Here is a 25,498-nt window from a genome sequence, read left to right as displayed (position 1 = left end):
CATGACTTGGACCGCTCATCTACCGCTGATTGCCATCCTGCGCGGCATCCGACCCGACGAGGTATTGGCGCACACGCAAGCGCTGGTCGACGCCGGCTTTGATGCCATCGAAATTCCGCTGAACTCGCCCGATTGGGCGCAAAGCGTGCAGCTGGCCGCGCGTGCCTTTGGCGATCGCGCGTTGATTGGCGCCGGCACCGTGCTGAAGCCGGCCGATGTTGAACTGATGGTTGCTGCGGGCGGCAAGTTGGTTGTCACGCCGAATACGAATGCGGATGTCATCCGCGCCGCCGCCGCGCGCAAGCTCGTCACCTGCATCGGCTGCATGACCGCCACTGAAGCCTTCGCCGCACTCGATGCAGGAGCCGAAGCGCTGAAGATTTTCCCGGCTGGAAGTCTTGGCCCCGGCTACGTGCGCGCGCTCAAGGCCGTGCTGCCGCCTGAAGTGCCCGTGTTTGCCGTCGGCGGCATCACGCCGGAGAACCTGGCCGACTACCTTGCTGCCGGGTGCATCGGCGCGGGTCTTGGCTCCGACTTGTACCGCCCCGGCCAGCCCGTCGAACGCACCGCCGAGCGCGCACGCGCCTTCGTCACCGCATATCGCACTGTCCAATCCGACCGAACGATCCACCCATGAAAATCACTCGCCTGACCACGTATCGCCTGCCTCCGCGCTGGATGTTCCTGAAAGTCGAAACCGACGAGGGCGTCACCGGCTGGGGCGAGCCCGTCATCGAAGGCCGTGCGCGCACGGTGGAAGCGGCGGTGCATGAACTGTCCGACTACCTCATCGGCCAAGACCCGAGCCGCATCAACGACCTCTGGCAGACCATGTATCGCGCCGGCTTCTACCGCGGCGGGCCGATCCTGATGAGCGCCATCGCTGGTATTGACCAAGCGCTGTGGGACATCAAAGGCAAGGTGCTGGGCGTGCCGGTGTACGAGCTGCTCGGCGGCCTGGTGCGCGACAAGATGCGTACCTACAGCTGGGTCGGCGGTGATCGTCCTTCCGACGTGATTGCCGGCATGAAGGCGCTGCAGGCCGGCGGCTTCGACCACTTTAAGCTCAACGGCTGCGAGGAGATGGGCATCATCGACACGGCCCGCGCGGTGGATGCAGCGGTGGCAAAGGTGGCGGAGATTCGCTCCGCCTTTGGCAACACGGTTGAGTTCGGGCTCGATTTCCACGGCCGTGTTTCTGCGCCGATGGCCAAGGTGCTCATCAAGGAGCTGGAGCTCTATCGCCCGCTCTTCATTGAAGAACCCGTGTTGGCCGAGCAGGCTGAGAGCTACGCCCGCCTGGCCGCCCACACGCACCTGCCGATCGCCGCTGGCGAGCGCATGTTCTCGCGCTTCGACTTCAAGCGTGTGCTGGAGGCGGGCGGGGTGTCGATCCTGCAGCCGGACCTGTCGCACGCAGGCGGCATCACCGAATGCCTGAAGATCGCCGGGATGGCCGAGGCCTATGATGTGGCGCTGGCGCCGCATTGCCCGCTTGGGCCGATCGCGCTGGCCGCCTGCCTGCACATCGACTTCGTCAGCTGGAACGCCACGTTGCAGGAGCAGAGCATGGGCATCCACTACAACAAGGGCGCCGAGCTGCTCGATTACGTGCGCAACAAGGCCGACTTTGCGCTGGAAGGTGGCTATATCCGCCCGCCGCGCCTGCCCGGGCTGGGCGTGGATATTGACGAAGCGCTGGTCATCGAGCGCAGCAAGGAGGCTCCGGACTGGCGCAACCCGGTGTGGCGCCACGCCGACGGTTCCGTCGCGGAGTGGTAAGCCGGGCGCGGAAGGAGGGGCAGGGGTGGCTGCAGCCGGTTGCAGCCATCGAAAACCGACCCAGCGGGGGCATCCCCGTCTGGTAAAATCGCGGTTTTCCCGCCTTCTGCCCGCAGGTTCGCATGACCGCTCCCGCACTCCACTCGAATACCACCCAGCCCACCCAGTTGATGGCCAACGCCATCCGCGTGCTTGCCATGGACGCCGTCCAGCAAGCCAATTCCGGCCACCCCGGCGCGCCGATGGGCATGGCGGACATCGCCGTGGCACTGTGGAGCCGCCACCTGCGCCACAACCCGCTGAACCCGCGCTGGCCGGACCGCGACCGCTTCGTGCTGTCCAACGGCCACGGCTCGATGCTGATCTACGCGCTGCTGCACCTGACCGGCTACGACCTGCCGATGTCGGAACTGAAGAACTTCCGCCAGCTGCACAGCAAGACCGCCGGCCACCCGGAATACGGCATTACCCCGGGTGTTGAGACGACGACTGGCCCGCTCGGGCAAGGCATCACCAACGCCGTCGGCATGGCACTGGCCGAGCGCCTGCTGGGCCAGGAGTTCAACCGCCCCGGCTTTGACATCGTCAACCACCACACCTACGTCTTCCTGGGCGACGGCTGCCTGATGGAAGGCATCAGCCACGAAGCCTGCTCGCTGGCCGGCACGCTGGCCCTGAACAAGCTGATCGCGCTGTGGGATGACAACGGCATCTCGATCGACGGCGAGGTCGTCCACTGGTTCAACGACGACACACCCAAGCGTTTCGAAGCCTACGGCTGGAACGTGATCCGCGCCGTGGACGGCCACAATGTGGACGCTGTGGACGCTGCCATCGCCGAAGCCAAGAAGTCGAACAAGCCGACGCTGATCTGCTGCCGCACCGTGATCGGCAAGGGCGCGCCCAACAAGGAAGGCGGTCACGATGTGCACGGCGCCCCGCTGGGCGGCGTGGAAATCGCTGCCGCGCGCGAAGCGCTGGCTTGGCCGCACGCCCCGTTCGAAGTCCCGCAAGCCGTGTACGACGCCTGGGATGCCAAGGGCCAGGGCCAAGCGCTGGAAAAGGCCTGGAACGCGCTGTTCGATGCCTACTCCGAGCGCCACCCGGCCGAAGCCGAGCAATTCGAGCGCCGCATGCGCGGTGAACTGCCGGCCAGCTTCGAAAAGGCCGTCGCCGAGTTCGTGGAAAAGTGCGAACTGAAGGCTGAAACCATCGCCACCCGCAAGGCCAGCCAAAACACGCTGGAAGCCTACGGTCCGGTGCTGGGCGAACTGCTGGGCGGCTCGGCCGACCTGACCGGCTCGAACCTGACCAACTGGAGCGGCAGCAAGGCCGTGCGCGTGGATGCCTGGGGCAACCACATCAACTACGGCGTGCGCGAGTTCGGCATGAGCGCCATCATGAACGGCATCGCGCTGCACGGCGGCTACATTCCGTACGGCGGCACGTTCCTGACGTTCTCCGACTACAGCCGCAACGCCCTGCGCATGGCCGCGCTGATGAAGATCCGCTCGATCTTCGTCTTCACGCACGACTCCATCGGCCTGGGCGAAGACGGCCCGACGCACCAGTCGATCGAGCACGTTGCCAGCCTGCGCCTGATCCCGAACATGGATGTCTGGCGCCCGGCCGACACCACCGAAACCGCCGTTGCATGGGCCGCCGCCATTGAGCGCCAGAACGGCCCGAGCTGCCTGATCTTCAGCCGCCAGAACCTGCCGTTCCAGGCCCGTAACCCGGCCACCCGCGAAGCCATCGCACGCGGCGGCTACGTGTTGCGCGATGCGGCCAACGGCAAGCCGGACGTGGTCATCATCGCCACCGGTTCGGAAGTCGGCCTGGCCGTCGGTGCCGCAGATCAACTCGCCGTCGAAGGCATTCACGCCCGCGTGGTGTCGGTACCGGCGACCACCGTGTTCGACAAGCAGGACTCGGCCTACAAGGCCAGCGTGCTCCCGCATGGCGTGCCGCGCATTGCCGTGGAAGCCGGCGTGACGGACTTCTGGTGGAAGTACCAGGTGCAGGCTGTGGTCGGCATCGACACGTTCGGTGAGTCGGCCCCGGCAGGCGTGCTGTTCAAGCACTTCGGCTTCACCGTCGAGAACGTGGTGAACACTGCCAAGAGCGTCATTGCTTAACTGAATTTGCGCATGCGGCACCCACGAGGTGCCGCGTTGCCATCATCGATTTCATTTCTGCTATCAGGAGACTGACCATGACCATCAAGATCGGCATCAACGGCTTCGGCCGCATCGGACGCATGGTGTTCCGCGCCGCCGCCGCCAACTTCAAGGACATCGAAGTCGTTGCCATCAACGACCTGCTCGAGCCCGACTACCTGGCGTACATGCTCAAGTACGACTCGGTGCACGGCCGCTTCGACGGCGAAGTCTCGGTCGACGGCAACACGCTCGTCGTCAACGGCAAGAAGATCCGCCTGACCGCCGTGAAGGACCCGTCCGAGCTGAAGTGGGGCGAGGTTGGTGCCGACGTGGTGATCGAGTCGACCGGCATCTTCCTGACCAAGGAAGGCGCACAGAAGCATATCGACGCGGGCGCCAAGAAGGTGATCATGTCGGCTCCGTCGAAGGACGACACCCCGATGTTCGTGTTCGGCGTGAACCACGAGTCGTACAAGGGCGAAGCGATCATCTCGAACGCCTCCTGCACGACCAACTGCCTGGCACCGGTTGCCAAGGTGCTGAACGACAAGTGGGGCATCAAGCGCGGCCTGATGACCACCGTGCACGCAGCCACCGCCACGCAGAAGACCGTGGACGGCCCGTCCAACAAGGACTGGCGCGGCGGCCGCGGCATCCTGGAAAACATCATCCCGTCGAGCACTGGCGCTGCCAAGGCCGTGGGCGTGGTGATCCCGCAGCTGAACAAGAAGCTGACCGGCATGTCGTTCCGCGTGCCGACCTCCGACGTGTCGGTGGTCGACCTGACCGTCGAGCTGGAAAGCGCTGCCACGTACGCTGAAATCTGCGCCGAAATGAAGGCACAGAGCCAAGGCGCGCTCAAGGGCGTGCTGGGTTACACGGAAGACAAGGTCGTTGCGACCGACTTCCGTGGTGATGCTCGCACCTCGATCTTCGACGCTGAAGCCGGTATCGCGCTGGACGGCACCTTCATCAAGGTGGTGAGCTGGTACGACAACGAGTGGGGTTACTCGAACAAGTGCCTGGAAATGGCGCGTGTGGTCGCCAAGTAATCCGCACTTTGTGGCATAGGAAACGTGCCACTGACGTGTTCATGATGCAGGCCAGTTAATCTGACTGGCGCTTCATGCAAAGGCGGCATGATGAGCCTTCGCGCCTGTCATGCCGCCTTTGTTATAGAGCGAAACGAAAACGTTTGCGTAGAAGCAAATTTAGGGTGCGGGCCGCCGGAATTTGCTTTGAAAATTGGGACGTGTTCCGTACACTGAACAAATACTACATTGTGATGTGGCGGCGATTTGCGCCCCATCTGGCCGTTGCTCCTGCAACGTTTGCCATTTCAGTTTTCCAACGTGTCTGAGCCTAGGCGTCCCATGGTCAACGTCGATACCAAGCTGTTGGTGATTTTTGTCGAGCTGCTCAGCAAGCGGAACGCCACGTACGTGGCTGAAAAGATGCACATGACCGCGCCTGCGGTGTCGCATTCGCTGGGCCGTCTGCGCGAGATCTTCGACGATCCTCTCTTTATTCGCGTCCCGCACGGCCTGACGCCAACGCCCAAGGCGCTTGAGCTCGGCCCCAAGGTGCGCGAGATGCTTGATCTTTGGGCGGCCATCAACGAAGGCGATATCGCTACGTTCGATCCCGCAGAGGCCACCGGTGCGTTCAACATCAGCTTTGCCGGTACGCTGGGCGATGCGTTGTTCGACCGCTTCCTGCTGCGCCTCAAGCGCCTGGCACCGGGCCTGCAGGTGCGCCTGACCGAATCGTCCTCGTGGGAAGCCGACGTCGCCGCCATGCGCGCCAACGAGTTGGACCTGGCGTTCTCGCCGTTCCCCACGCGGCATCCGGAGATCATGGAAGAGGTCGTCACCTCGTTCAACATGTGGGTCTGCGCACGCAAGGACCACCCGATCCTCGCTGAGCGTTGCACGCTCGAGCAGTACCTCGAGTGCGAGCACATCTTCATCGCGCAGGGCAGCCCCGGCAACCGCGTTGCACCGTCGCTCATTCCGCTGGACTACGCACTGCAGCAGCGCGGCCTGAAGCGCCACTCCACCATGACCGTGCACGGCTGGCGCACCCAGGCTGAGGTGGCGAGCCAGACCGACATGATCTTCACGGTCAATTCGCTGATGAAGGATCTGGTGTGCGATGCGTACAACCTGAATGCCTTCCCGCTGCCGTCCGAGCTTGAAACCGTGCTGGGCCTGAATATGCTGTGGCACCGCAGCCGCAACACGCATCCGATGCTGGTGTGGGCGCGTCACCTCTTCAAGCAGGTGGTGGCCGAGTACACCGGTCAGGCATTGGGCGCGCCCGCGCACTCGCCGCTGCAGGCGGATGCGTCGGGCAAGAGCGGCAAGGGTGATGCAGAAAAGGAGGGTGAGGCGCGGCTGTCCGTCTGACGCACGCTGTGCTTTACCCCCAATGAAAAACGGCCGCAGACGATGCGGCCGTTCTCTTTTGTGGGCGGCGCCTTAGCGTGAATCAGCGTTTGGGGCGATGTGGGCAGGGCTCTTTCGTGCAGTTGCCATAGAGCGATAGTGCGTGCTCCTGCAGCGCAAAGCCGCGCGCACGGGCAATGCTCTGCTGGCGCTGCTCGATCTCGGCGTCAAAGAATTCTTCCACACGGCCGCAGTCGAGGCACACGAGGTGATCGTGATGCTTGCCCTCGTTGAGCTCGTAGATGGCCTTGCCGGACTCGAAGTTGTTGCGTGACAGCAGCCCGGCCTGCTCGAATTGGGTCAGCACACGGTAGACCGTGGCCAGGCCAATATCCATGTGCTCGGCGAGCAGGATGCGGTACACGTCTTCAGCGCTCATATGGCGCTCTTCGCTGGTCTGAAAGATCTCGAGGATCTTCAACCGCGGCACCGTGGCTTTCAGACCGATGTTCTTGAGGTCTGCAGGACTCGGCATGCGCCTGGCTCCCTAGAGTACAATGTTCAGATATTTCAATCATAAGGGTTTTGGCGGCAAAAGTCCTATTGGACAGGCTGGACAGGCATATGGGATGTGCCTGGGCCGTCGCCATCCCTCACGCACCGGGCCCGCCCCGGGACCGTTTCAAGGCCGATCGCTCATGACCTTTTCCGTTGCGCGCAGTCCTGTTCGTTTTGCCACCATCGCTGCCCGTCGCGGCGGCCTCGTACTGGGCGCCATGCTCGCCGCATCGGCGCTGCTGGCCGGATGCGGGACCTACGACAGCACCACGCGCAAGATCGCCAATGCCATCACGCCGTATCGCATCGATATCGTGCAGGGCAACTTCGTCTCGCGCGAACAGGCCGCGCAGCTCAAGGAAGGCATGACGCGTGACCAAGTGCGCTTCGTGCTCGGCACGCCGCTGCTGACTGACATGTTCCATGCCAACCGCTGGGACTACGTCTTCTCGTTCAAGCGCGGCAATACGAACGTTGTGCAGGAACGCAAGCTGACGCTGTGGTTTGACAGCGATCGTCTGGCCAAGTGGGTGGGCGCGGATGATCTGCCGTCCGAGACCGAGCTGATTGCCGAGATCGACGGCATCAAGCGCCCGAAGAAGGAGGCCGCTGAGGCCGCCGCCGCTGCGGGTGCCGCGCCGGCAGCACGTGCGCCGTCAATCCCGTCGGCTGAAGTGAGCGACCGTGTGCAGTCGACCACCGGTGCCAAAAACACCGTGGATATGACGCTACCGGAGCGCCGCACCGGTGGTGGTGGCACTGACGCCGCCGTTCCGCCGCCGGCCACCCAGCCGCAGTGATGCCCTGAAGGGCGGATTCGCCAAACCGGCAACCCATCTTCAAGCGAGCGGCGGACTGGTTCCGCCGCTTGTCCGTTGTACAGACCATTTTCTTTTTTCGCACTTTTCCGCGCTGACTGACATGAAAATCGCGATTGCAGGCGCCTCGGGCCGCATGGGCCAGATGCTGATCGACACCGTACTGCGCACGCCGGGTGCGACGCTGGCTGCGGCACTGGACCGTCCCGGCAGCGAAGCTGTAGGCCAGGATGCGGGTGCCAAGCTGGGCAAGACCACGGGCGTGATCGTGACTGATGACGTGCGCGCAGGGCTGTCGCAAGCTGACGTGCTGATCGACTTCACGCGCCCGGATGCGACGCTCAATCATTTGAACATTGCGCGTGAGTTGGGCACGGGCGTGGTGATCGGCACCACCGGCTTCACGGCCGAGCAGAAAGCCGGCTTCAAGACCTACGGCGAGTCGATCGGCGTGGTCTGGTCGCCCAACATGAGCGTGGGCGTGAATGCGACCTTCAAGCTGATCGAGTTGGCCGCCAAGATCCTGGCGCAAGGCTACGACGTCGAGATCATCGAGGCGCACCACAAGCACAAGGTCGATGCGCCGTCGGGCACGGCACTCAAGCTGGGCGAGATCGTGGCCGAGGCGCAAGGCACCAAGCTGGCCGACCGTGCCGTCTATGCACGCGAAGGCGAGACCGGCCCGCGCGAGCTCGGCACCATCGGCTTTGCCACGGTCCGTGGTGGCGACATCGTGGGCGACCACACCGTGTTGTTTGCCGGCGAGGGCGAGCGCATCGAGATCACGCACCGCTCCAACACGCGCCAGTCGTACGCCGAGGGCGCTGTGCGCGCGGCGGTGTACCTGGCCGGCAAGAAGGGCCTGTACGACATGAACGACGTGCTCGGCCTGTAAATTCAGGCGGGCACGAAAAGGCGTCGGCAGGCCTGTCCGGCGCCTTTTTTGCAACGTCGCCATCGCCCGGATGGGGTGGGTGGCGACGGTATAATCGGGCCTTTGTTGGCAATCCTCGTCATTCACTCTGGCCGCGCGTCACGCGAGGCTCAATCGCCTTGGCATCTGGGCGACCCATCACCATGCAAGACAAATACTCCCCGTCCGACGTCGAACAGCAGGCCCAGCAACACTGGCAGGCCAATGATGCCTACCGCGTGACCGAACACGCGCGCGCTGCTGATGGCTCGGACAAGCCCAAGTTCTATGCCTGCTCGATGCTGCCGTATCCGTCTGGCAAGCTGCACATGGGCCACGTGCGCAACTACACGATCAATGACGTGATGACGCGTCAGCTGCGCATGAAGGGGTACAACGTGCTGATGCCGATGGGCTGGGACGCCTTCGGCATGCCGGCGGAGAACGCAGCGCTTAACAACGGCGTGGCACCGGCCGCCTGGACCTACGACAACATCGCTTACATGAAGAAGCAGATGCAGTCGATGGGCCTGGCGATCGACTGGTCGCGCGAGGTTGCCACCTGCAACCCCGACTACTACCGTTGGAACCAGTGGCTGTTCCTGAAGATGCTCGAAAAGGGCATCGCCTACCGCAAGACCGGCACCGTCAACTGGGACCCGGTCGACCAGACCGTGCTTGCCAACGAGCAGGTGATCGACGGGCGCGGCTGGCGCTCGGGCGCGGTGGTGGAAAAGCGCGAGATCCCGATGTACTACCTGCGCATCACCGAGTATGCGGAGGAGCTGCTGTCCGACCTGAACCCGCTAGGCTGGCCCGAGCGCGTCAAGCTCATGCAGCAGAACTGGATCGGCAAGAGCGAGGGCGTGCGCTTTGCGTTCCCGCACAGCATCCCCGGTGATGACGGCAAGGTGATCAACGACGGCAAGCTGTACGTCTTCACCACGCGCGCCGACACCATCATGGGTGTCACCTTCTGTGCCGTGGCCGCCGAGCACCCGATCGCCACGCACGCCGCGCAGACCAACCCCGCACTCGCCGCGTTCATCGACGAATGCAAGCACGGCAGCGTCATGGAAGCCGACATGGCGACCATGGAAAAGAAGGGCATGCCGACCGGCCTGACCGTCACGCACCCGATCACGGGCGAATCCGTGCCGGTGTGGGTCGGCAACTATGTGCTGATGACCTACGGCGACGGCGCCGTGATGGGCGTGCCCGCGCACGACGAACGCGACTTCGCCTTCGCCAACAAGTACGGCCTGCCGATCAAGCAAGTTGTTGACGTGAAGGGTCAGCCCTACGACACGACAACCTGGGCTGAGTGGTATGGCGACAAGGAACATGGCGTACTGGTCAACAGCGGCAAGTACGACGGCCTGAACTACAAGCAAGCCGTCGATGCCGTGGCCGCTGACTTGGCCGCCAAGGACCTCGGCGAGAAGAAGACCACCTGGCGCCTGCGCGACTGGGGGATCAGCCGCCAGCGCTACTGGGGCACGCCGATCCCGCTGATCCATTGCGACAGCTGCGGCGTTGTGCCGGTGCCCGAGCAAGACCTGCCGGTGCGCCTGCCCGAAGACCTCGTGCCCGATGGCACGGGCAACCCGCTCGCCAAGGACCCGCGCTTCCTGGAATGCACGTGCCCGTCGTGCGGCAAGCCCGCGCGCCGCGAGACCGACACGATGGATACCTTCATCGATTCGTGCTGGTACTACATGCGCTACACGTGCCCGGACGGCGAAACGATGGTCGACGCCCGCAACGATTACTGGATGCCGATGGACCAGTACATCGGCGGCATCGAGCACGCGATCCTGCACCTGCTGTACGCGCGCTTCTGGACCAAGGTCATGCGTGACCTGGGCCTGGTCAAGTTCGACGAGCCGTTCACCAACCTGCTCACGCAGGGCATGGTGCTCAACGAGACGTATTACCGCGAAGACGCATCGGGCAAGAAGCAGTGGATCAACCCGGCGGATGTCGACGTGCAGACTGACGAACGTGGCCGCCCGGTCGGTGCCACGCTCAAGGCCGACGGTCAGCCGGTGGTGATCGGCGGTGTGGAGAAGATGTCGAAGTCGAAGAACAACGGCATCGATCCGCAAGCTCTGATCGACCAGTACGGTGCCGACACCGCGCGCCTGTTCACGATGTTCGCCGCGCCGCCCGAGCAGCAGCTCGAGTGGAACGATGCGGGTGTGGAGGGCGCCTCGCGCTTCCTGCGCCGCCTGTGGAACTTCGGTGTGGCACATGGCGATGCCATCCGCGCGGGCCACGGCAATGGTGTCGTCGCTGGCACAACGGATGCCGACCGCGCGCTGCGCCGCGAGTTGTACACCGTGCTCAAGCAAGCCAACTACGATTACGAGCGTCTGCAGTACAACACGGTTGTCTCGGCGACGATGAAGATGCTCAACGCGCTGGAAGGCGCCAAGGACGCCGGTGCCGATGCGCGCCGCGAAGGCCTCGGCATTCTGCTGCGTGTGCTGTACCCGGTGGTGCCCCACATCACGCACGTGCTGTGGGCGGAACTGGGCTACGCCGGCGTCTACGGCGACCTGCTCGACGCCCCGTGGCCGCAGGTCGACGAAAGCGCGCTGGTGCAGAGCGAGATCGAGCTCGTGCTGCAGGTCAACGGCAAGGTGCGTGGCAGCATCGTGGTGCCGGCCGATGCCGACCGTGCTGCCATCGAGGCGATTGCTGCCAAGGATGAAGCGGTCCAAAAATTTGCTGAAGGCAAGCCGCCCAAGAAGATCATCGTGGTGCCCGGCCGTCTGGTGAACGTGGTGGCCTGAGCGTTGCTCGCCATCCCACTCAAGGAACGCATGGTTATGTCGTTGTCCCGCAGTTTGTCCCGCCGTCGATTTGGTCGCGCTGTCATTGCCCTGGCGGTTGCGCTGCCGGCGCTGTCTGCTTGCGGCTTCCATATCCGCGGGAATACCGACTTCGCCTTCAAGCGGCTGTACATCAGCCTGCCGCAGAACTCGCAGATGCGCGCACAGCTGCGCCGGTTGATCGACAACGGCTCCGACACCGTTATCGTGTCGGACAAGAAAGACGCCGATGCGCTGCTCGATGTACTGGCCGAAGACCGCGTGAAGACTATCTCGTCGCTCACGCCGCAGGGCGTGGTGCGCGAGTACCGCATCACGTATCGCTTCCGCTTCCAGCTGCGCGATGCGAAAGACAACCTGCTGATTCCGCCGTCGGAGATTACGCAGTTCCGCGACCTGTCGTACAACGAGACGCAGGTGCTGGCCAAGGACTACGAAGAAGCCGCGCTCTACCGCGACATGCAGGGCGACACGATCAACCAGCTCGTGCGGCGACTGGGCGCCGTGAAGCTGCCGTCGTAAGCGGCGCGCACCAGGTCATGCAACTGCGGCTCGACGCGCTCGAAGGACACCTCAAGCAGGCCGGTACCAAGGGCTTGGCGCCGCTGTATGTGGTGCACGGTGACGAGCACCTGCTTGTGCTGGAAGCCGTTGACGCACTGCGCCATGCCGCGCGCGCCCAGGGTTTCACCGAGCGTGATGTGATGAGCGTCGAACGCGGCTTTTCGTGGTCGCGCGTGACCGAGGCGCAGCACTCAATGTCGCTGTTCGGTGATCGTAAGATCGTCGAGCTGCGCATTCCTTCCGGCAAGCCCGGCAAGGACGGCGGGGAGGCCCTGCGCGCACTGGCTGCGGGTACACCTTCTGGCCCGGCGACTGACACGATCACCCTGATCACGCTGCCGCGCCTGGATTTTGCGACGGCCAAATCGGCGTGGTTCGCGGCGCTGGAAGGCGCGGGTGTATCGATCAAGGTCGATTCGGTGGACCGCACCAAGCTGCCCGGCTGGATCGGCGAGCGTCTCGCGCGCCAGCAACAACGCGTGGAACCTGGCGAGCCTGGCCGGCGCGCCCTGCAGTTCATTGCGGACCGCGTGGAAGGCAACCTGCTGGCGGCGCACCAGGAAATCCAGAAGCTTGCTTTGCTGCATCCGCCGGGCGTGCTGACGTTCGACGATGTGCACGATGCGGTGCTCAATGTGGCGCGCTATGACGTGTTCAAGCTGTCTGAAGCCATGCTGGCCGGCGATGTGCCGCGCCTCGTGCGCATGCTCGAAGGCCTGCGCGGCGAGGGCGAGGCCACGGTGCTGGTGCTCTGGACGTTGACCGAAGAAATTCGCGTATTATCAAAAATCGCCTCGGGCATGGCCCAAGGCAAGCCAGCGGCGTCGATGCTGCGTGAGCTGCGGGTATGGGGCGCACGCGAGCGGCTGGTGCCGCAGGCGGCGCAGCGGCTGTCGCAGCGTGAACTGGAAGGCGCGCTCGCCATGGCGGCCAAGCTGGACCGGCAGGTCAAGGGCTTGCGAGAGCCATCGCTACCGGCTGAGCCGTGGGATGGCTTGCTGCAGCTGGCAATGCGCATCGCGCGGCCTGGCAGTCTCCCGGTGCCGGCCTGATACGCACCCGCACCAACACCGAATAGTCCTCTCATTGAATTCGCCGGCGCATCGGCCGGCCGCGATCATCATGAAGCAGCTCGACGTGAACGAATACATGGCCCTGGTCGGCCGTCAGGCGCGCGCCGCCTCGCGAGGCATGGCCCGCGCCGGCACCGCGCAGAAGAACCGCGCGCTGCTGCACATCGCCGGTGCCATCCGCCGCGATGCCGCCAAGCTCAAAGAGATCAACGCCCGTGACGTCGAGCGCGCCCGTGCCAATGGCCAGGACGCCGCCTTCATCGACCGCCTCACGCTCACTGACCGCGCCATCGACACCATGGCTGCTGGCCTGGAGCAGATTGCCGCGCTGGCAGACCCGATCGGCGAGATCAGCAACATGAAGTTCCGCCCGACCGGCATCCAGGTCGGCCAGATGCGTGTGCCGCTGGGCGTGATCGGCATCATCTATGAGTCGCGTCCGAACGTGACGGTGGATGCTGCGGCGCTGTGCATCAAATCAGGTAACGCGACCATTCTGCGCGGCGGCTCGGAAGCCATTGAATCGAATGGTGCGCTCGCGACATTGATCGAAGAGGGCCTGGCCGATGCCGGCCTGCCAGCCAATGCTGTGCAGGTGATTGCCACCACCGATCGCGCGGCCGTCGGCAAGCTCATCACCATGACGGAGTACGTCGACGTGATCGTGCCGCGCGGCGGCAAGAGCCTGATCGCGCGCCTGATGGAAGAAGCGCGCGTGCCGATGATCAAGCACCTGGACGGCATCTGCCACGTCTACATCGACGTCGATGCCGATATCGAAAAGGCCGTGCGCGTGTGCGACAACGCCAAGACGCAACGCTATGCGCCGTGCAACACGATGGAAACGCTGCTCGTATCGCGTGACGTCGCCGCGCGTGCGCTGCCGCCGCTGGTGAAGATCTATCAGGACAAGGGCGTCGAACTGCGCGTCTGCCCGGCCACGCGCGCCACGCTGGAAGCCGCTGGCTTCGGCAACCTGAAAGACGCCGTCGAAGCCGACTGGCACACCGAATACCTCGCGCCGATCTTGTCGATCCGCACGGTGGACGGCCTGGACGCCGCCATCGAACACATCAACACCTACGGCTCGGCGCACACCGATTCGATCATCACCGAGAACTATTCGACCAGCATGCGCTTCCTGCGCGAAGTCGATTCGGCCAGCGTGATGATCAATGCGTCCACGCGCTTTGCCGACGGTTTCGAGTACGGTCTGGGCGCCGAGATCGGCATCTCCAACGACAAGCTGCACGCGCGTGGGCCGGTCGGGCTGGAGGGGCTGACCTCGCTCAAGTACGTCGTGTTCGGGCACGGCGAGATTCGCACCTGATGCCTACTGCGCGCCGCCACGAGCGGCGCGCGATGTTTTCACCGATCGCTTTTTCACGGGATTCACGGGACTTTTCGCATGCTCTGGGTCAAAGCCTTTCACATCGTCTTTGTCGCATCGTGGTTTGCCGGCTTGTTCTACCTGCCGCGCATCTTCGTCAACCTGGCGATGGAAACCGAGCGCGCGGCCATCACGCGCCTGCTGATCATGGCGCGCAAGCTGTTCCGCTTCACCACCATGCTGGCGATCATCGCGATCCTGCTGGGCTTGTGGCTGCTCTTCGGCTACCGCATCGGCCTGACGCCGCCCAATGGCTGGATGCACGCCAAGCTTGCACTCGTGCTGGTGACGATCGGTTACCACCATGGCTGCGGCGTGCTGCTGCGCAAATTCGAGGCGGGTGCCAACAAGCGCTCGCACACCTTCTACCGCTGGTTCAATGAACTGCCGGTGCTGTTGTTGTTGGCGATCACGATCCTGGTGGTCGTGAAGCCGTTCTGATTTTCTTGGTTTTCTGATGGCAACTGCATACTTCGCGCCGTGCCCCCGCGGGCTGGAACAAGCGCTGGCCGATGAACTGGCCGAAATCTCGATCCGCCCCGAGGTGGATGAGCTGGCCGCGTTCGAGGTGGGCCGCACCGTGCCGGGCGGCGTGCACTTCTTCGGTACGCAGGGCGCGGCGTATGCCGTCAACCTGCACAGCCGCATCGCCAGCCGGGTGCTGATGCGTTTGGCTTCGCGCGGGTATCGCTCGGAAGACGACATCTACGCGCTGGCTGCCGCGCAGCGCTGGGAAGACTACTTCACGCCGGACGAGATGATCCGCGTGGATGTGACCGCACACAAATCGCCGCTGCAAAGCCTCAAGTTCGTCGGCCTGCGCGTGAAGGACGGCGTCTGTGACCGCTTTCGCCAGCGCACCGGTGCGCGCCCCAGCGTCGACACCGTCTCGCCCGACGTGCGCATCTACGCGTACCTGACCGAGACCGATTGCACGATCTACCTCGATACCACCGGTGAGCCGCTCTTCAAGCGCGGCTGGCGCGAAGAGAAGGGCGAAGCGCCGCTGAAGGAAAACCTCGCGGCGGGCATTCTTCGCCTGACTGGCTGGACGGGCGCGAAGGGCGAACCGTTCTACGACCCGATGTGCGGCAGCGGCACGTTCCTTGTCGAAGCTGCGCAGCGTGCCTTGGGTATTGCACCCGGCGGCAAGCGCGCCTTCGCCTGCGAGTGGTTGATTGACCACGACGCCAAATGCTTCAAGCGCCTGCGCGAAGCGGCTGCCGATGCGGCGGCAGCATCCATGCGCCGTGCGCCGCCGTTGGTGGCCGGTGCTGATATCTCCACCGACATGCTGGCTTATGCCAAGGCCAACTGGCAGCGTGCCGGTCTGCCCGGCGAGCCGCTGCTCAAGCAGGTCGATGCGCGCTTCGGCAAGCCGCCGTTTGAGGCTGCCGGCGTGTTGCTGATGAACCCGCCGTACGGTGAGCGTATCGCCGTGCGTGGTGCCCAAGGTTCGCGCCGCCGCCGACCGGAAGGCGAAGGAGAGGATGACGGCACCGTATTCGAGCGCGCCAGCCGTGCGATGGGCGCCCCGCGCGACGATGGTCGCCGCCCGATGCGTGAGCTGCGTCAGCCTGAGCCGCCGCCCCCGATCGATCCAGAGGAAGAGGCCAAGGCCAACGAATTCGCGCAGGCCTTTGCGGGCACGCTCAAGCGCGAGTTCTCCGGCTGGAAGGCGTTCGTCTTTACCGGCGATCTTTCGATACCACGCCGTATGCGGCTGAAAGAATCGCAGCGCACGCCGCTCTATAACGGCAACATCGAATGCCGCCTGTTCCGCTTCGATATGGTGAAGGGGGGCATGCGCGATCGCCCGGCCCGCGATACGGCTTCGGGTTCCGAAAACGACAACGCCGACGCATAAGCATCGGCGTTGTGCGAAAGGCCGCCGGCAGACTCAGGCGGCCTGCTGATTCTCCTGGAAGTGCTCCATCCAACCCGCCAACTGGTCTGGCGTGAGTTGCGTCAGGTGATCAACCAAGCGCAGCTTGACGGTGGTGCCGTCGCGCTCGGCCTTGATCGACCAGCCTTTGCCGTCAAGCCACAGCAGGAAGGCCAACCACTTGGCATGCGCTTCCGACACCTTGTGCGTTGACGCAGTCTCCAGAAATTCCGTCAGCGTGGAGAGGTCGATCACGGCTGCCGCATCACCGCCAGCCGGCGAGACCTTGCCTTGCAGCACTTCGGTCAACACGTCCAATGCCTGCGTGGCGGGTGTGCTGTCGAACCGTGACGACAGGTCTTGATAAATCTGCCGCACCGCGTGGCTCAACTCACCGGTGCGCAGGCTTTCTTCGCTGACGAGTTCGGTGTAGTCCTTGACTGCCCAGTCCGGTTGCTCCATGGCGTGCAACCCGACGGCCGCCGCTGCGTGCAGGTAATCGTTGACAGCGCTGAACGATGGCAGCCCTGACACCGCCAGATACAGCGTCTGCAGCGCGCCGATGCGATGCGTGAGCGTTTGGCTCTGGCGCACGGTCATCTTCTCGCGCAGCAGGGCGTCGCGCTCGCGGCGCAGGTCGGAAAATTCCAGCGCCTGCTTCAGTTCCACGCGAAGCGCGGTGATGTCCCATGGCTTCTTGATGTAACGATGGATCTGCCCTTGGTTGACGGCTTCCACCGTGTCCTCGATTTCCGAGTACGCCGTGGTCAGAATGCGCACCAGGTGCGGATAGCGCTCGCGCGCATAGCGCAGCAGTTCGTTACCGAGCTCACCGGGCATGCGCTGGTCCGACACGAGCACGCCCAGCGTGGCGGCGTGCTGGTCAAGCATGCGCTTGCCTTCTTCAACCGAGGTGGCGGTGACGACCGGCGCCAGTGAACCGATGGCACGGCCGAAGTAAGTCAGCGCCAATGTCTCGTCGTCCACGTACAGGATCTTGGGCGGGTTTGTGGGCGTGTGGCCCCCGGGATTGGTCATCCATCACTCCTCATAGCAAATACGGTAAATGCGCAGATCATGTTCAGCGTGGTTCGTGTGCGTATCGTTGATGGGGTCATGGGAACGTCAGCGTCACGCGCGTGCCTGCGCTGGGTGCGGAGTCTATTGCAATCGCTCCCCCGAACGATTGCATGATCCGCGTACAAAAAATCATGCCCATGCCGTTACCGCCTTCTTCGGCGCGTGTCGTCACGGGGTCGATGGTCAGCCGCTTGAGGACATCCGGGGCGATGCCGGGGCCGTTGTCTTCAATGCGGATCATGTGGCGGATGCCGCTGGCTTCCGGCGCGTTGCTGGCGACGATCTCCAGGCGCGGCAACGGCGTGCGCCGCAGCGCGTGCAGCGCATTGCTCGTCAGCGACGACAGCACCAGCATCACGCAGTTGGGCAGCGTGGCGATCGGGAAATCCTGCTCTACGCGGTACGACACCCATTCACGCTGCGCGCTGGTGAACGGGTACGTGTCAAACAGCGAGCGGATCAACCCGCTGGCGCTGTTGGGCGTGGCCGCCGTGCCGGGCTTGCCGTAGGTGTTGCGCACTGAATTCAGGAACGTGGCGATGACCGACAGGCAGTAGCGCGCATTTTCCTGCACGCGGTCAGCCGCACGGCCGATCTCCGGCAGGGCTTCCGGCACGAACTCGGTCTGGTCCACGCGCATGCGGATGCCACGCGCAAAGTTGGAGATGGCCGCCAGTGGCGTGTTCAGTTCGTGCGCGAGAAAGGCGAGTGTCTCGTCGATCGCCATCAGGCGCTGCGTGCGCAGCAGGCGGTCCTGGCGCAGCGCCAATGCTTCCTGCAGCGAGCGTCGTACGTCTTCCGGCTTGTAAGGTTTCTCCAGGATCTTGAACACGCGGCCTGTGTTGACCGCCTGGATCAGCAGGTCCTTGTCGGCATACGCGGTGACGAGGATGGTGGCGATGTCGCCGTACTCCGCGTCAATGAAGCGCAGCAGTTCCGTGCCGTTGCCGCCGGGCATGCGGAAGTCCGTCAGCACCACGCTGATGCGCTCGTGTGCGTCGTGCAGCACCGCCTTGGCTTCCTCTACGCTGTTGGCCGTCAGCACCTCGTAGCCGTCTCCGATGGTGCGCGCGAACCACTTGCAGGCTTGCAGCTCGTCGTCGACGTAGAGGATGGTGACGGTGTCCGGCGTGATGTCCATGATGCGTCCTACTCCGAGCGCGGCAGATCGAACGTGAAGCGTGCCCATTCGCCTTCCTGGCTCGTCACGGCAAGCGTGCCGCCATGGCGTTGGATCACGCTGTAGCTGATCGACAGGCCCAGCCCCAGCCCCTTGCCGACTTCGCGCGTGGTGAAGAACGGTTCAAACACGCGCGAGAGATTCTTCTCGGAGATGCCCGGACCGTTGTCCGTTACAACCACGTGCAGCCGGTCGTTGATCCATTCGGCTGCAATTTCGATGCGTGGGTTTTCGCGCTGCACCTTGTGCATGGCCAGTGCCGCGTTCGACAGCAGGTTGATCAGCACGCCGATGATGGCTGCTTCGTCACCACGCACCAGCGTATCGGGCGGCAGCCTGCGCTCGACCACCACACCGCGCAGTTCATGGCTCGTCAGGCGGATGGCCGAATCGATGGCCTTCTCTGCCAGGAAGGGCGAATCGGCTTCGCCTTTCTCGGGGCTGCGGTAGGCGAAGGTCTTCAGGTCCGACACGATATGTTGCACGCGCTGCATGCCTTCCTTGGCGTCGGTCAGGCATTCGAGCAGCATGGGGCTGTCTTTGGCGGTCGGGTCTTCCTGCGCCACGGAAATCGCCATCAGGCAGAAGTTGACCGGGTTGTTGATCTCGTGCAGCAGGCCAGCAGATAGCGTGCCGATGGCGGCCATCTTCTCCTGCTGCAGGAGCTGGCCCTTGATTTCGGTGAGATTCTGGTTTGTCAGGGCGAGTTGCTGGTTCTTCTGTGCGACTTCTTCCTTGAGCCGGAACAATTGAAAGCGGCCGAGTTCATTGAAGTAGGTGAATACGGAACTGGATATGACAGAAAAGAACAGGAGTAGCGCGTAGACGATGAACGTGTCGATTGAATGGATGCCGCCTGCGTGCATGACACAGGCGATGATCCAGATGACGTACGTGAACGCGCCGAACGCCACCGTCTGGATAAACCCCACGGGCATCACGATACCAACGGCAAAGATCGCCAGATTCAATCCCGCGTAGTACAACGACTCAGCACCATCGGTGTACCAGATCATCCAGGCAATCATGATCTGCGGTAGCGATAGCCACAGCAACGTCAAGGCCGGAACATGTGGCTTGCCCCATCGCGTGGGCATGCAAAACATGATGAGCAAGATCAACAGCGAGACGACGCCACGCACCGCGCCGAAAAGGACTTGGTGCTGTGGATACAGGCCGTAATCGAGCCCGACGCCCAGCAGTACGAGCACGATGCCGGTGATGGCGCCGGCACGGCTGAACGACAGGCGCAGATCGGAGAGTTCCTGCTGATAGCCCTGATAGCTGATGGCACTCATTGCACGTTCTCAAACCATGGCGGTCATATCGGCTTGGGCAAACACGTTAACGCCGGTCGTGTCGGTGGAGATGTGTGCCTGCTCGAAACCCGGGGGCAGCATGTTTGTCATGCGCTCTTCGTCACGGTAGACCAGATACCACTCCAATAGGTGTTCCATGCCAAGCCTTTCCGGGTTGCTGCTGTGTACATTGGTGGCGAGCACTTTGCCGCCCACGCGCGTGCGGGCGGCAAAGTACGCCAGCAGTCGATTGCACACCTTGTCAGAAAGGTAGTCAAAGAGGCCGGCGCAATATACTGCGTCGCAGTTGTGTAGCGACTCGGTCTTAAGCGTGGGTCGCTTAATCAGTTCGTGTACGGATTGATGGACGAATTGAGCGGAGAGTGTCGTGCCCGCTTTCACGGCTGCCGCGCTGAGTTGGTCCTTCGCGTAGTCCAGTGTCTCCTGGCTAAAGTCGATCAGCTCGAACTCAAGCAGGTGCGGCTCATCGAACTCGCGCAGGAAGCGTTGGATTTCCACCGCGGGCCCACAGCCAAGGTTCATGACGCGATACGGGCGCCCCTCGGCCTTGGCCTTGATCGCGAGTTGTTTGAGGAAGTCGACCAGGATGTCGATGCGATTCCGGTGCGCTTGAGCCACCAGCGATTTCAAGAACGTCACGTTCACGATCTGGAAATAGGTGCTCGGACCCTCCTGTGGGTCGCCCAGAATCTGGTTGACCATTTCATAGTCACCGGCGTAGCCCAGCGGCTTGGTGAAGGTCCGATGCACGAACGGTGAACGCAGTAGCAGCGGATGCAGCGCAGTCTGCGCGTAGGCGCGGTGGGCGGGTGCCAGGCCGGCTTCGACTTCAGCGGCTTCCGCCTCCAGGATGTCCAGGTAGTGCTTGACCCGGAGCATGACCGGTTCGGCTAGTTCCATGAAGACATCGGAGCGCAGCTTATTGTCTTCGCGCGGCAAAGTCTTAGACAGATCCACCTGCTCCACCCAGCGCGCGACTTCCGCCAGGAAGGCCCGCATCTCATTGACGACGATCTGATATTCGCGCCGAATGCGGAAGCGTTCTTGCCAATCCCGCACGAACGTTCGCGCTTCTTCGCCGACGGAGGTGGGCGTGTCGGCCACTTCCGACAGCTCGCGCCATTCGTCGATCAGCGTGAGCGAGGCGACAGCGGTCAGGCCGGTGTTGACCAGGCTGATCACCACCGCCTTGCCGAGGTAGACCTGACGTGTACCGATCTTGATCGCCAGGTCGGAGAGGACCTCGCTCACCTGCACGATCGAGTACGGGTTGTAGATCTCCATCACCAGGGCGCGCCGCTGCAACGTGATGATGGTGCCGCGGACCTGCTGACCCTGGGAGTTGCGGAAGCTGACTGCCGGATCGATTTGGTTGGGTGAGTACACGGTGCGAATTTGCCGGAGACTTCAGGGAAAACGTCTGCCAAGCGGGACGCTCACTCCAACCACCGCGCGTCCGGGCCCGTACTGCAATGTCGGGCACAACGAACACAGCACCACCACAGCGATAGACCGCCGGGCATGCCGTCGCATCAGTCGTGAAAGCGTGCTTGAAGCCGTCCGCTGGCCGCGCCTACCGCGCATCGGCCCGGGCGTCTCTCGCCCAAACCCGCTTCGAGAAGATCAGAAAAGGCGACCTGCCATTGCGAAAGCGATCAGGCTTGCGCAACCGCAGATCAACAGCGTGGCAACGGGAATCGTGCGACCGCAAACAGACTGGAACGATGCACTCCCCTGACATCCGCGACACGCGCTGAATTGGCGCGCGGCCCGCTGCTGCATCCCAAATCGTCTCTCAAGGAGAATCCCGCACAGTAATACTTTCGGAGCGCCGTACCGTAGATTGCCTGCCGACGCTCTCGCATCGCCATGATGCCGCAGCACTGCCATGCATGCATCAAGGCGATTGCACCGGCGCATGCTCTGACGTCATGGATGCCGGATGACTCAAATGATTGTACTTGCCCAACATGGCCCACACAATGTGGATTGCCGCAGTGCAGCGCAACTCAGAATGTGGCGTTTTCAGCGCGGCTTGCGGCCGGTGAGCGCGTCCGGATCCTGCTTGTAGTTGGCAAGGAACTGGGTATAGCTGTAGACCTGTGCAGGCAGCAGATGGCTGGGCATGTCGAACAGCGCGTAGTAGTACGGCTCGCGTCCCTGGCATACCTCGGCGGGCAAGCAGTACTCCTTCCAATCTACGCAGGCTGGTGTGTACATACCGTCGCCGGGCCAGAAGAACGGGACGATCTGCTTGTCGTGCAAGCCCTTGAGCAGTTCGTCGGGCGCGTTGTAGGCCTCGGCGTTTTCCAGGTGCGTGAGCATGCTCGCGTTGGTCTCGATGACCATGAGCGTGGCACGCCCATCAGCGGTAAGCAGCAGCACACCGGCCGGATGCGGGTACAGGTAATACTCGATGAAGCGGTAGCGCGCAGACAGTTCGCGCACGAGCTGCATGACCGCCGGGTCCGACAGAAAACTGAACGAGTGGCGCGACAGCAACTCGCGCAGCGTGCTCGACAGTCGGCTGAAGTAGCGCATCTGCAGCGCTTCGATTTCCGCACCCAGGCGCTCGGCCATGGCCGGGTGATCCTTCTTGATGTAGCGATCGATCAGCCCGTCGTTGAAACCCTGCACGGCGATGTTCTCGTCGGCCATACCGGTCAGCAGGATCGTCATGCACGGCAGCTCTTTGAGCTTGGCGCAAAACTCCAGCCCGTTCATGCGCGGCATGGAGTAGTCCACGACAATCACCGACGGCTGCAGGAACCGATTCACCTCGTGGATCTGGCGGTAGACGCGGTCGACGTCGAGCTGGATGGTGCGGCGCTCGCTGGAGAACGTCAGATCGTCGTGCGTCACGCGCACCGGCAGGAAGCCCGGCATGCGCAGCGAATGCCACTGGCGCAGCCACGCCAGCGCCTCATCCGGATCGTTGAAGGCCAGCATTGCCCGCGACGGATCCATCTGGAACCCAAGGCTTTCCACGAATGACTGGCTGTCGTCGACCACCACAGTCAGGGTCGGGTGGAAATAGACCGGCAGCGCGCTGTCCTGTTGCATACGTCGGGTGGCTGGAAAGAAGGCCGAAAAAGGGGATAGAAGGGCAAAAGAGGCGGCGCTGACCGGTGTGGCCTGCGCTGCCCGTTAGCACTAAGTTACTGCCTGCCGTCACCGGGGGCAAGCGGAACAGGGTTGGACTGCTGCCGCAAACTGAGGGTGGGTTGACGGCCGTCAGTGCACCGCCTTAGTCCACAGATTTCACCATATCTTCCACCACCTTCTTGGCATCGCCGAACACCATCATCGTCTTGTCCATGTAGAACAGCTCGTTGTCGAGCCCGGCGTAGCCGGCGTTCATCGAGCGCTTGTTCACGATGATGGTCTTGGCTTTGTAGGCCTCCAGGATGGGCATGCCGGCAATGGGCGACTTCGGATCGTTCTTGGCCGCCGGGTTGACCACGTCGTTGGCGCCCAGCACCAGCACCACGTCGGCCTGGCCGAATTCACCGTTGATGTCTTCCATTTCGAAGACCTGGTCGTACGGCACCTCGGCCTCGGCCAGCAGCACATTCATGTGGCCCGGCATGCGCCCCGCGACGGGGTGGATGGCGTACTTGACCGTCACGCCTTTGTCCGTCAGCTTTTCGGTCAGTTCCTTCAGGGCGTGCTGCGCGCGTGCTACGGCCAAGCCGTAGCCGGGGACGATGATGACCGTCTCCGCGTTGCCCATGAGGAAGGCGGCATCATCCGGCGAGCCCGATTTGACCGGGCGTTGCTGCCCGCCACCACCGGCCGCTGCACCAGCGGAAGCCTCCGAGCCGAAGCCACCCAGGATCACGTTGAAGAACGACCGGTTCATCGCCTTGCACATGATGTAAGACAGAATGGCACCGGACGAACCCACCAGCGAACCCGCGATGATCAGCATCGGGTTGTTGAGCGAGAAGCCGATGCCTGCCGCCGCCCAACCCGAGTACGAGTTCAGCATCGACACCACCACCGGCATGTCTGCCCCGCCGATCGGGATGATGATCAGCACGCCCAACACGAAGGCGATGGCCGTCATGATGATGAACGGCAACCAGCTCTGCGTCAGGAAGAACAGGATGCCGAAGCCCAGCATGGCCACCGCCAGCAGCAGGTTCAGCATGTGCTGGCCGGCAAACTGCACCGGTGCCCCCTGGAACAGGCGGAACTTGTATTTGCCCGACAGCTTGCCGAAGGCGATCACCGAACCCGAGAAAGTGATGGCGCCCACGAACGTGCCAATGAACAGCTCCACGCGGTTGCCCAGCGGCAGCACGTTGTCGCCGGCCATCGTGATGCCGAAAGCGTCGGGCTCAGCCACCGCGGCGACGGCAATACACACCGCCGCCAGACCGATCAGCGAGTGCATGGCGGCCACCAACTCCGGCATCTTGGTCATCTCAACCGTGCGCGCCACGTAAGCACCAATGCCGCCGCCGACCACCAGGCCCGCGAAGATCAGGATGAAGCCCGTGGATGCGCCGCTCTCGGTGCCGGCAAACACTTCGGCCTTGAGTTTGTAGATGAGCGCGACGGTCGTGACGGCGGCAATCGCCATGCCGGTCATGCCGAATGCGTTGCCACGCCGCGCCGTCGTGGGGTGCGACAACCCCTTGAGGGCTTGGATGAAGCAGACCGACGCCAGCAGGTACAGCAGGGTGACGAGGTTCATGCTCATTGCTTGGCTCCCTCGGTCTGCCCAGCCTTGGCCTTGGGCTCCTTCTTCTTGAACATCTCAAGCATGCGCTGGGTGACCAGGAAGCCGCCAAACACGTTGACTGCTGCCAATGCCACCGCCACCACGCCCATGGTGCGGCCCAGCCCAGTCTGCGTCAGGCCCGCCGCCAGCATCGCGCCGACGATGATGATGGCCGAGATGGCGTTGGTCACGGCCATCAGCGGCGTATGCAATGCCGGGGTGACCGTCCAGACCACGTGGTAGCCGACGTAGATCGCCAGCACGAAGATGATCAGGTTGATCACCGTGTGATTGACCAGCTCCATTTGGGTGCTCCTCCTCGCTTCTTGGTCGATATGCAGTGCCGCCCCGCGTTGGTTTTTCTGCGGGGCCGTTTCTGCGCGTCAGGTTTCCTTGATGGCCTTGATCTTGTTGCCTTCGCCCAGCAGCACGACTTTCGGCTTGTAGCTGGCGATTTCTTCCTCGGTCATCGGCGCGTAGGTGCAGATGATGAGCAGGTCGCCTACGTGGGCACGGCGTGCAGCGGCGCCATTCAGCGAGATTTCACCCGAGCCGCGCTTGCCCTTGATGATGTAGGTGGAGAAGCGCTCGCCGTTGTTGACGTTGTACAGCTCGATCTTTTCGTACTCGCGCATGTCGGCGGCGTCGAGGAGGTCCTCGTCGATGCCACACGAGCCTTCGTAGTCCAGATCAGCCTGGGTGACCGTCGCGCGGTGCAGCTTGGCGCGAAGCATGTTGCGTTGCATGAAGCTTTCCTTGAAACAAAAATGAAATCGCCACATGCGGCCCTGGGCGGGCGGTGCTGTTGCACATACCTGCCG

At 63.2% G+C, this 25,498-nt stretch carries 22 protein-coding genes; 13 read left to right on the top strand and 9 right to left on the bottom strand.

Features of this window, described 5'->3' with window-relative positions; all coding sequences use genetic code 11:
- Nucleotide 1 precedes the first annotated feature (1 nt).
- The 5 genes from C404_RS48335 (at nucleotide 2) to C404_RS48315 (ending at nucleotide 6,352) form a co-directional block, all read left to right on the top strand.
- A complete protein-coding gene (locus C404_RS48335; protein WP_021196008.1) occupies nucleotides 2-637 on the top strand; it encodes a 2-dehydro-3-deoxy-6-phosphogalactonate aldolase in 636 nt (211 codons plus the stop codon).
- A complete protein-coding gene (dgoD, locus tag C404_RS48330) occupies nucleotides 634-1,782 on the top strand; it encodes a galactonate dehydratase (protein ID WP_021196007.1) in 1,149 nt (382 codons plus the stop codon). The genes C404_RS48335 and dgoD overlap by 4 nt, the downstream gene beginning before the upstream one ends.
- Before the next feature lie 122 nt (nucleotides 1,783-1,904).
- On the top strand, nucleotides 1,905-3,920 hold the full coding sequence (tkt, locus tag C404_RS48325) for a transketolase (RefSeq protein ID WP_031329706.1): 2,016 nt from the start codon (nucleotides 1,905-1,907) through the stop codon (nucleotides 3,918-3,920).
- Nucleotides 3,921-3,997: 77 nt separating this feature from the next.
- Nucleotides 3,998-4,996: a type I glyceraldehyde-3-phosphate dehydrogenase gene (gene gap / locus C404_RS48320; protein WP_021196005.1), complete on the top strand. Its 999-nt coding sequence runs from the start codon at nucleotides 3,998-4,000 to the stop codon at nucleotides 4,994-4,996.
- Between the two features lie 321 nt (nucleotides 4,997-5,317).
- The gene (locus tag C404_RS48315) at nucleotides 5,318-6,352 is read left to right on the top strand and encodes a LysR family transcriptional regulator (RefSeq protein ID WP_021196004.1); all 1,035 of its coding nucleotides are present in this window, start codon (nucleotides 5,318-5,320) and stop codon (nucleotides 6,350-6,352) included.
- A gap of 82 nt (nucleotides 6,353-6,434) precedes the next feature.
- Here the strand turns inward: C404_RS48315 and fur are convergent, their stop codons facing one another.
- A complete protein-coding gene (fur, locus tag C404_RS48310) occupies nucleotides 6,435-6,866 on the bottom strand; it encodes a ferric iron uptake transcriptional regulator (RefSeq protein WP_021196003.1) in 432 nt (143 codons plus the stop codon).
- A gap of 163 nt (nucleotides 6,867-7,029) precedes the next feature.
- Between fur and C404_RS48305 the strand changes: the two genes are divergently transcribed.
- The 8 genes from C404_RS48305 to C404_RS48270 all read left to right on the top strand — a co-directional run bounded on the left by C404_RS48305 (nucleotide 7,030) and on the right by C404_RS48270 (nucleotide 16,351).
- The gene (locus C404_RS48305; RefSeq protein WP_021196002.1) at nucleotides 7,030-7,689 is read left to right on the top strand and encodes an outer membrane protein assembly factor BamE; all 660 of its coding nucleotides are present in this window, start codon (nucleotides 7,030-7,032) and stop codon (nucleotides 7,687-7,689) included.
- Nucleotides 7,690-7,810: 121 nt separating this feature from the next.
- Nucleotides 7,811-8,602, top strand: coding sequence for a 4-hydroxy-tetrahydrodipicolinate reductase (dapB, locus tag C404_RS48300; protein ID WP_021196001.1), 792 nt, complete (start codon nucleotides 7,811-7,813; stop codon nucleotides 8,600-8,602).
- A gap of 182 nt (nucleotides 8,603-8,784) precedes the next feature.
- Nucleotides 8,785-11,418: a leucine--tRNA ligase gene (leuS, locus tag C404_RS48295; RefSeq protein WP_021196000.1), complete on the top strand. Its 2,634-nt coding sequence runs from the start codon at nucleotides 8,785-8,787 to the stop codon at nucleotides 11,416-11,418.
- 36 nt (nucleotides 11,419-11,454) lie between these two features.
- On the top strand, nucleotides 11,455-11,979 hold the full coding sequence (locus C404_RS48290) for an LPS-assembly lipoprotein LptE (RefSeq protein ID WP_021195999.1): 525 nt from the start codon (nucleotides 11,455-11,457) through the stop codon (nucleotides 11,977-11,979).
- A 17-nt stretch (nucleotides 11,980-11,996) separates the two neighbouring features.
- Complete coding sequence (gene holA / locus C404_RS48285) at nucleotides 11,997-13,073, top strand: DNA polymerase III subunit delta (RefSeq protein WP_021195998.1); 1,077 nt, start codon at nucleotides 11,997-11,999, stop codon at nucleotides 13,071-13,073.
- Between the two features lie 70 nt (nucleotides 13,074-13,143).
- Entirely contained in the window at nucleotides 13,144-14,424 is a 1,281-nt protein-coding gene (locus tag C404_RS48280; protein WP_031329704.1) for a glutamate-5-semialdehyde dehydrogenase, read from the top strand.
- A 78-nt stretch (nucleotides 14,425-14,502) separates the two neighbouring features.
- Nucleotides 14,503-14,925: a CopD family protein gene (locus tag C404_RS48275; protein ID WP_021195996.1), complete on the top strand. Its 423-nt coding sequence runs from the start codon at nucleotides 14,503-14,505 to the stop codon at nucleotides 14,923-14,925.
- A gap of 16 nt (nucleotides 14,926-14,941) precedes the next feature.
- Nucleotides 14,942-16,351: a THUMP domain-containing class I SAM-dependent RNA methyltransferase gene (locus tag C404_RS48270; RefSeq protein WP_021195995.1), complete on the top strand. Its 1,410-nt coding sequence runs from the start codon at nucleotides 14,942-14,944 to the stop codon at nucleotides 16,349-16,351.
- Nucleotides 16,352-16,384: 33 nt separating this feature from the next.
- On the opposite strand, the gene C404_RS48265 is transcribed toward C404_RS48270, so the two are convergent.
- From C404_RS48265 to panD, 8 genes are all read right to left on the bottom strand, one after another.
- Nucleotides 16,385-17,407: a response regulator gene (locus C404_RS48265; RefSeq protein ID WP_021195994.1), complete on the bottom strand. Its 1,023-nt coding sequence runs from the start codon at nucleotides 17,405-17,407 to the stop codon at nucleotides 16,385-16,387.
- A gap of 76 nt (nucleotides 17,408-17,483) precedes the next feature.
- Nucleotides 17,484-18,590, bottom strand: a complete 1,107-nt coding sequence (gene phcR / locus C404_RS48260; protein ID WP_021195993.1) for a two-component system hybrid sensor histidine kinase/response regulator PhcR — start codon at nucleotides 18,588-18,590, stop codon at nucleotides 17,484-17,486.
- An 8-nt stretch (nucleotides 18,591-18,598) separates the two neighbouring features.
- A complete protein-coding gene (phcS, locus tag C404_RS48255) occupies nucleotides 18,599-19,927 on the bottom strand; it encodes a two-component system sensor histidine kinase PhcS (RefSeq protein ID WP_021195992.1) in 1,329 nt (442 codons plus the stop codon).
- Nucleotides 19,928-19,936: 9 nt separating this feature from the next.
- Entirely contained in the window at nucleotides 19,937-21,334 is a 1,398-nt protein-coding gene (locus C404_RS48250; RefSeq protein ID WP_021195991.1) for a class I SAM-dependent methyltransferase, read from the bottom strand.
- A 639-nt stretch (nucleotides 21,335-21,973) separates the two neighbouring features.
- Nucleotides 21,974-23,011 (bottom strand): response regulator, encoded by a 1,038-nt coding sequence (locus tag C404_RS48245; protein ID WP_021195990.1) that lies wholly within the window; start codon nucleotides 23,009-23,011, stop codon nucleotides 21,974-21,976.
- A gap of 184 nt (nucleotides 23,012-23,195) precedes the next feature.
- Nucleotides 23,196-24,656 carry an NAD(P)(+) transhydrogenase (Re/Si-specific) subunit beta gene (locus tag C404_RS48240; RefSeq protein ID WP_021195989.1) on the bottom strand — a complete coding sequence of 487 codons (1,461 nt, stop codon included), beginning with the start codon at nucleotides 24,654-24,656 and terminating at the stop codon, nucleotides 23,196-23,198.
- The gene (locus tag C404_RS48235; protein ID WP_021195988.1) at nucleotides 24,653-24,982 is read right to left on the bottom strand and encodes an NAD(P) transhydrogenase subunit alpha; all 330 of its coding nucleotides are present in this window, start codon (nucleotides 24,980-24,982) and stop codon (nucleotides 24,653-24,655) included. Before C404_RS48235 ends, C404_RS48240 begins: the two co-directional genes overlap by 4 nt.
- 78 nt (nucleotides 24,983-25,060) lie before the next feature.
- On the bottom strand, nucleotides 25,061-25,423 hold the full coding sequence (gene panD / locus C404_RS48230) for an aspartate 1-decarboxylase (RefSeq protein ID WP_021195987.1): 363 nt from the start codon (nucleotides 25,421-25,423) through the stop codon (nucleotides 25,061-25,063).
- Nucleotides 25,424-25,498: the final 75 nt, after the last annotated feature.

Source organism: Ralstonia sp. AU12-08 (assembly GCF_000442475.1).
Classification (GTDB): Bacteria; Pseudomonadota; Gammaproteobacteria; order Burkholderiales; family Burkholderiaceae; genus Ralstonia; species Ralstonia insidiosa.
This window is presented reverse-complemented; position numbering and strand designations above follow the sequence as displayed.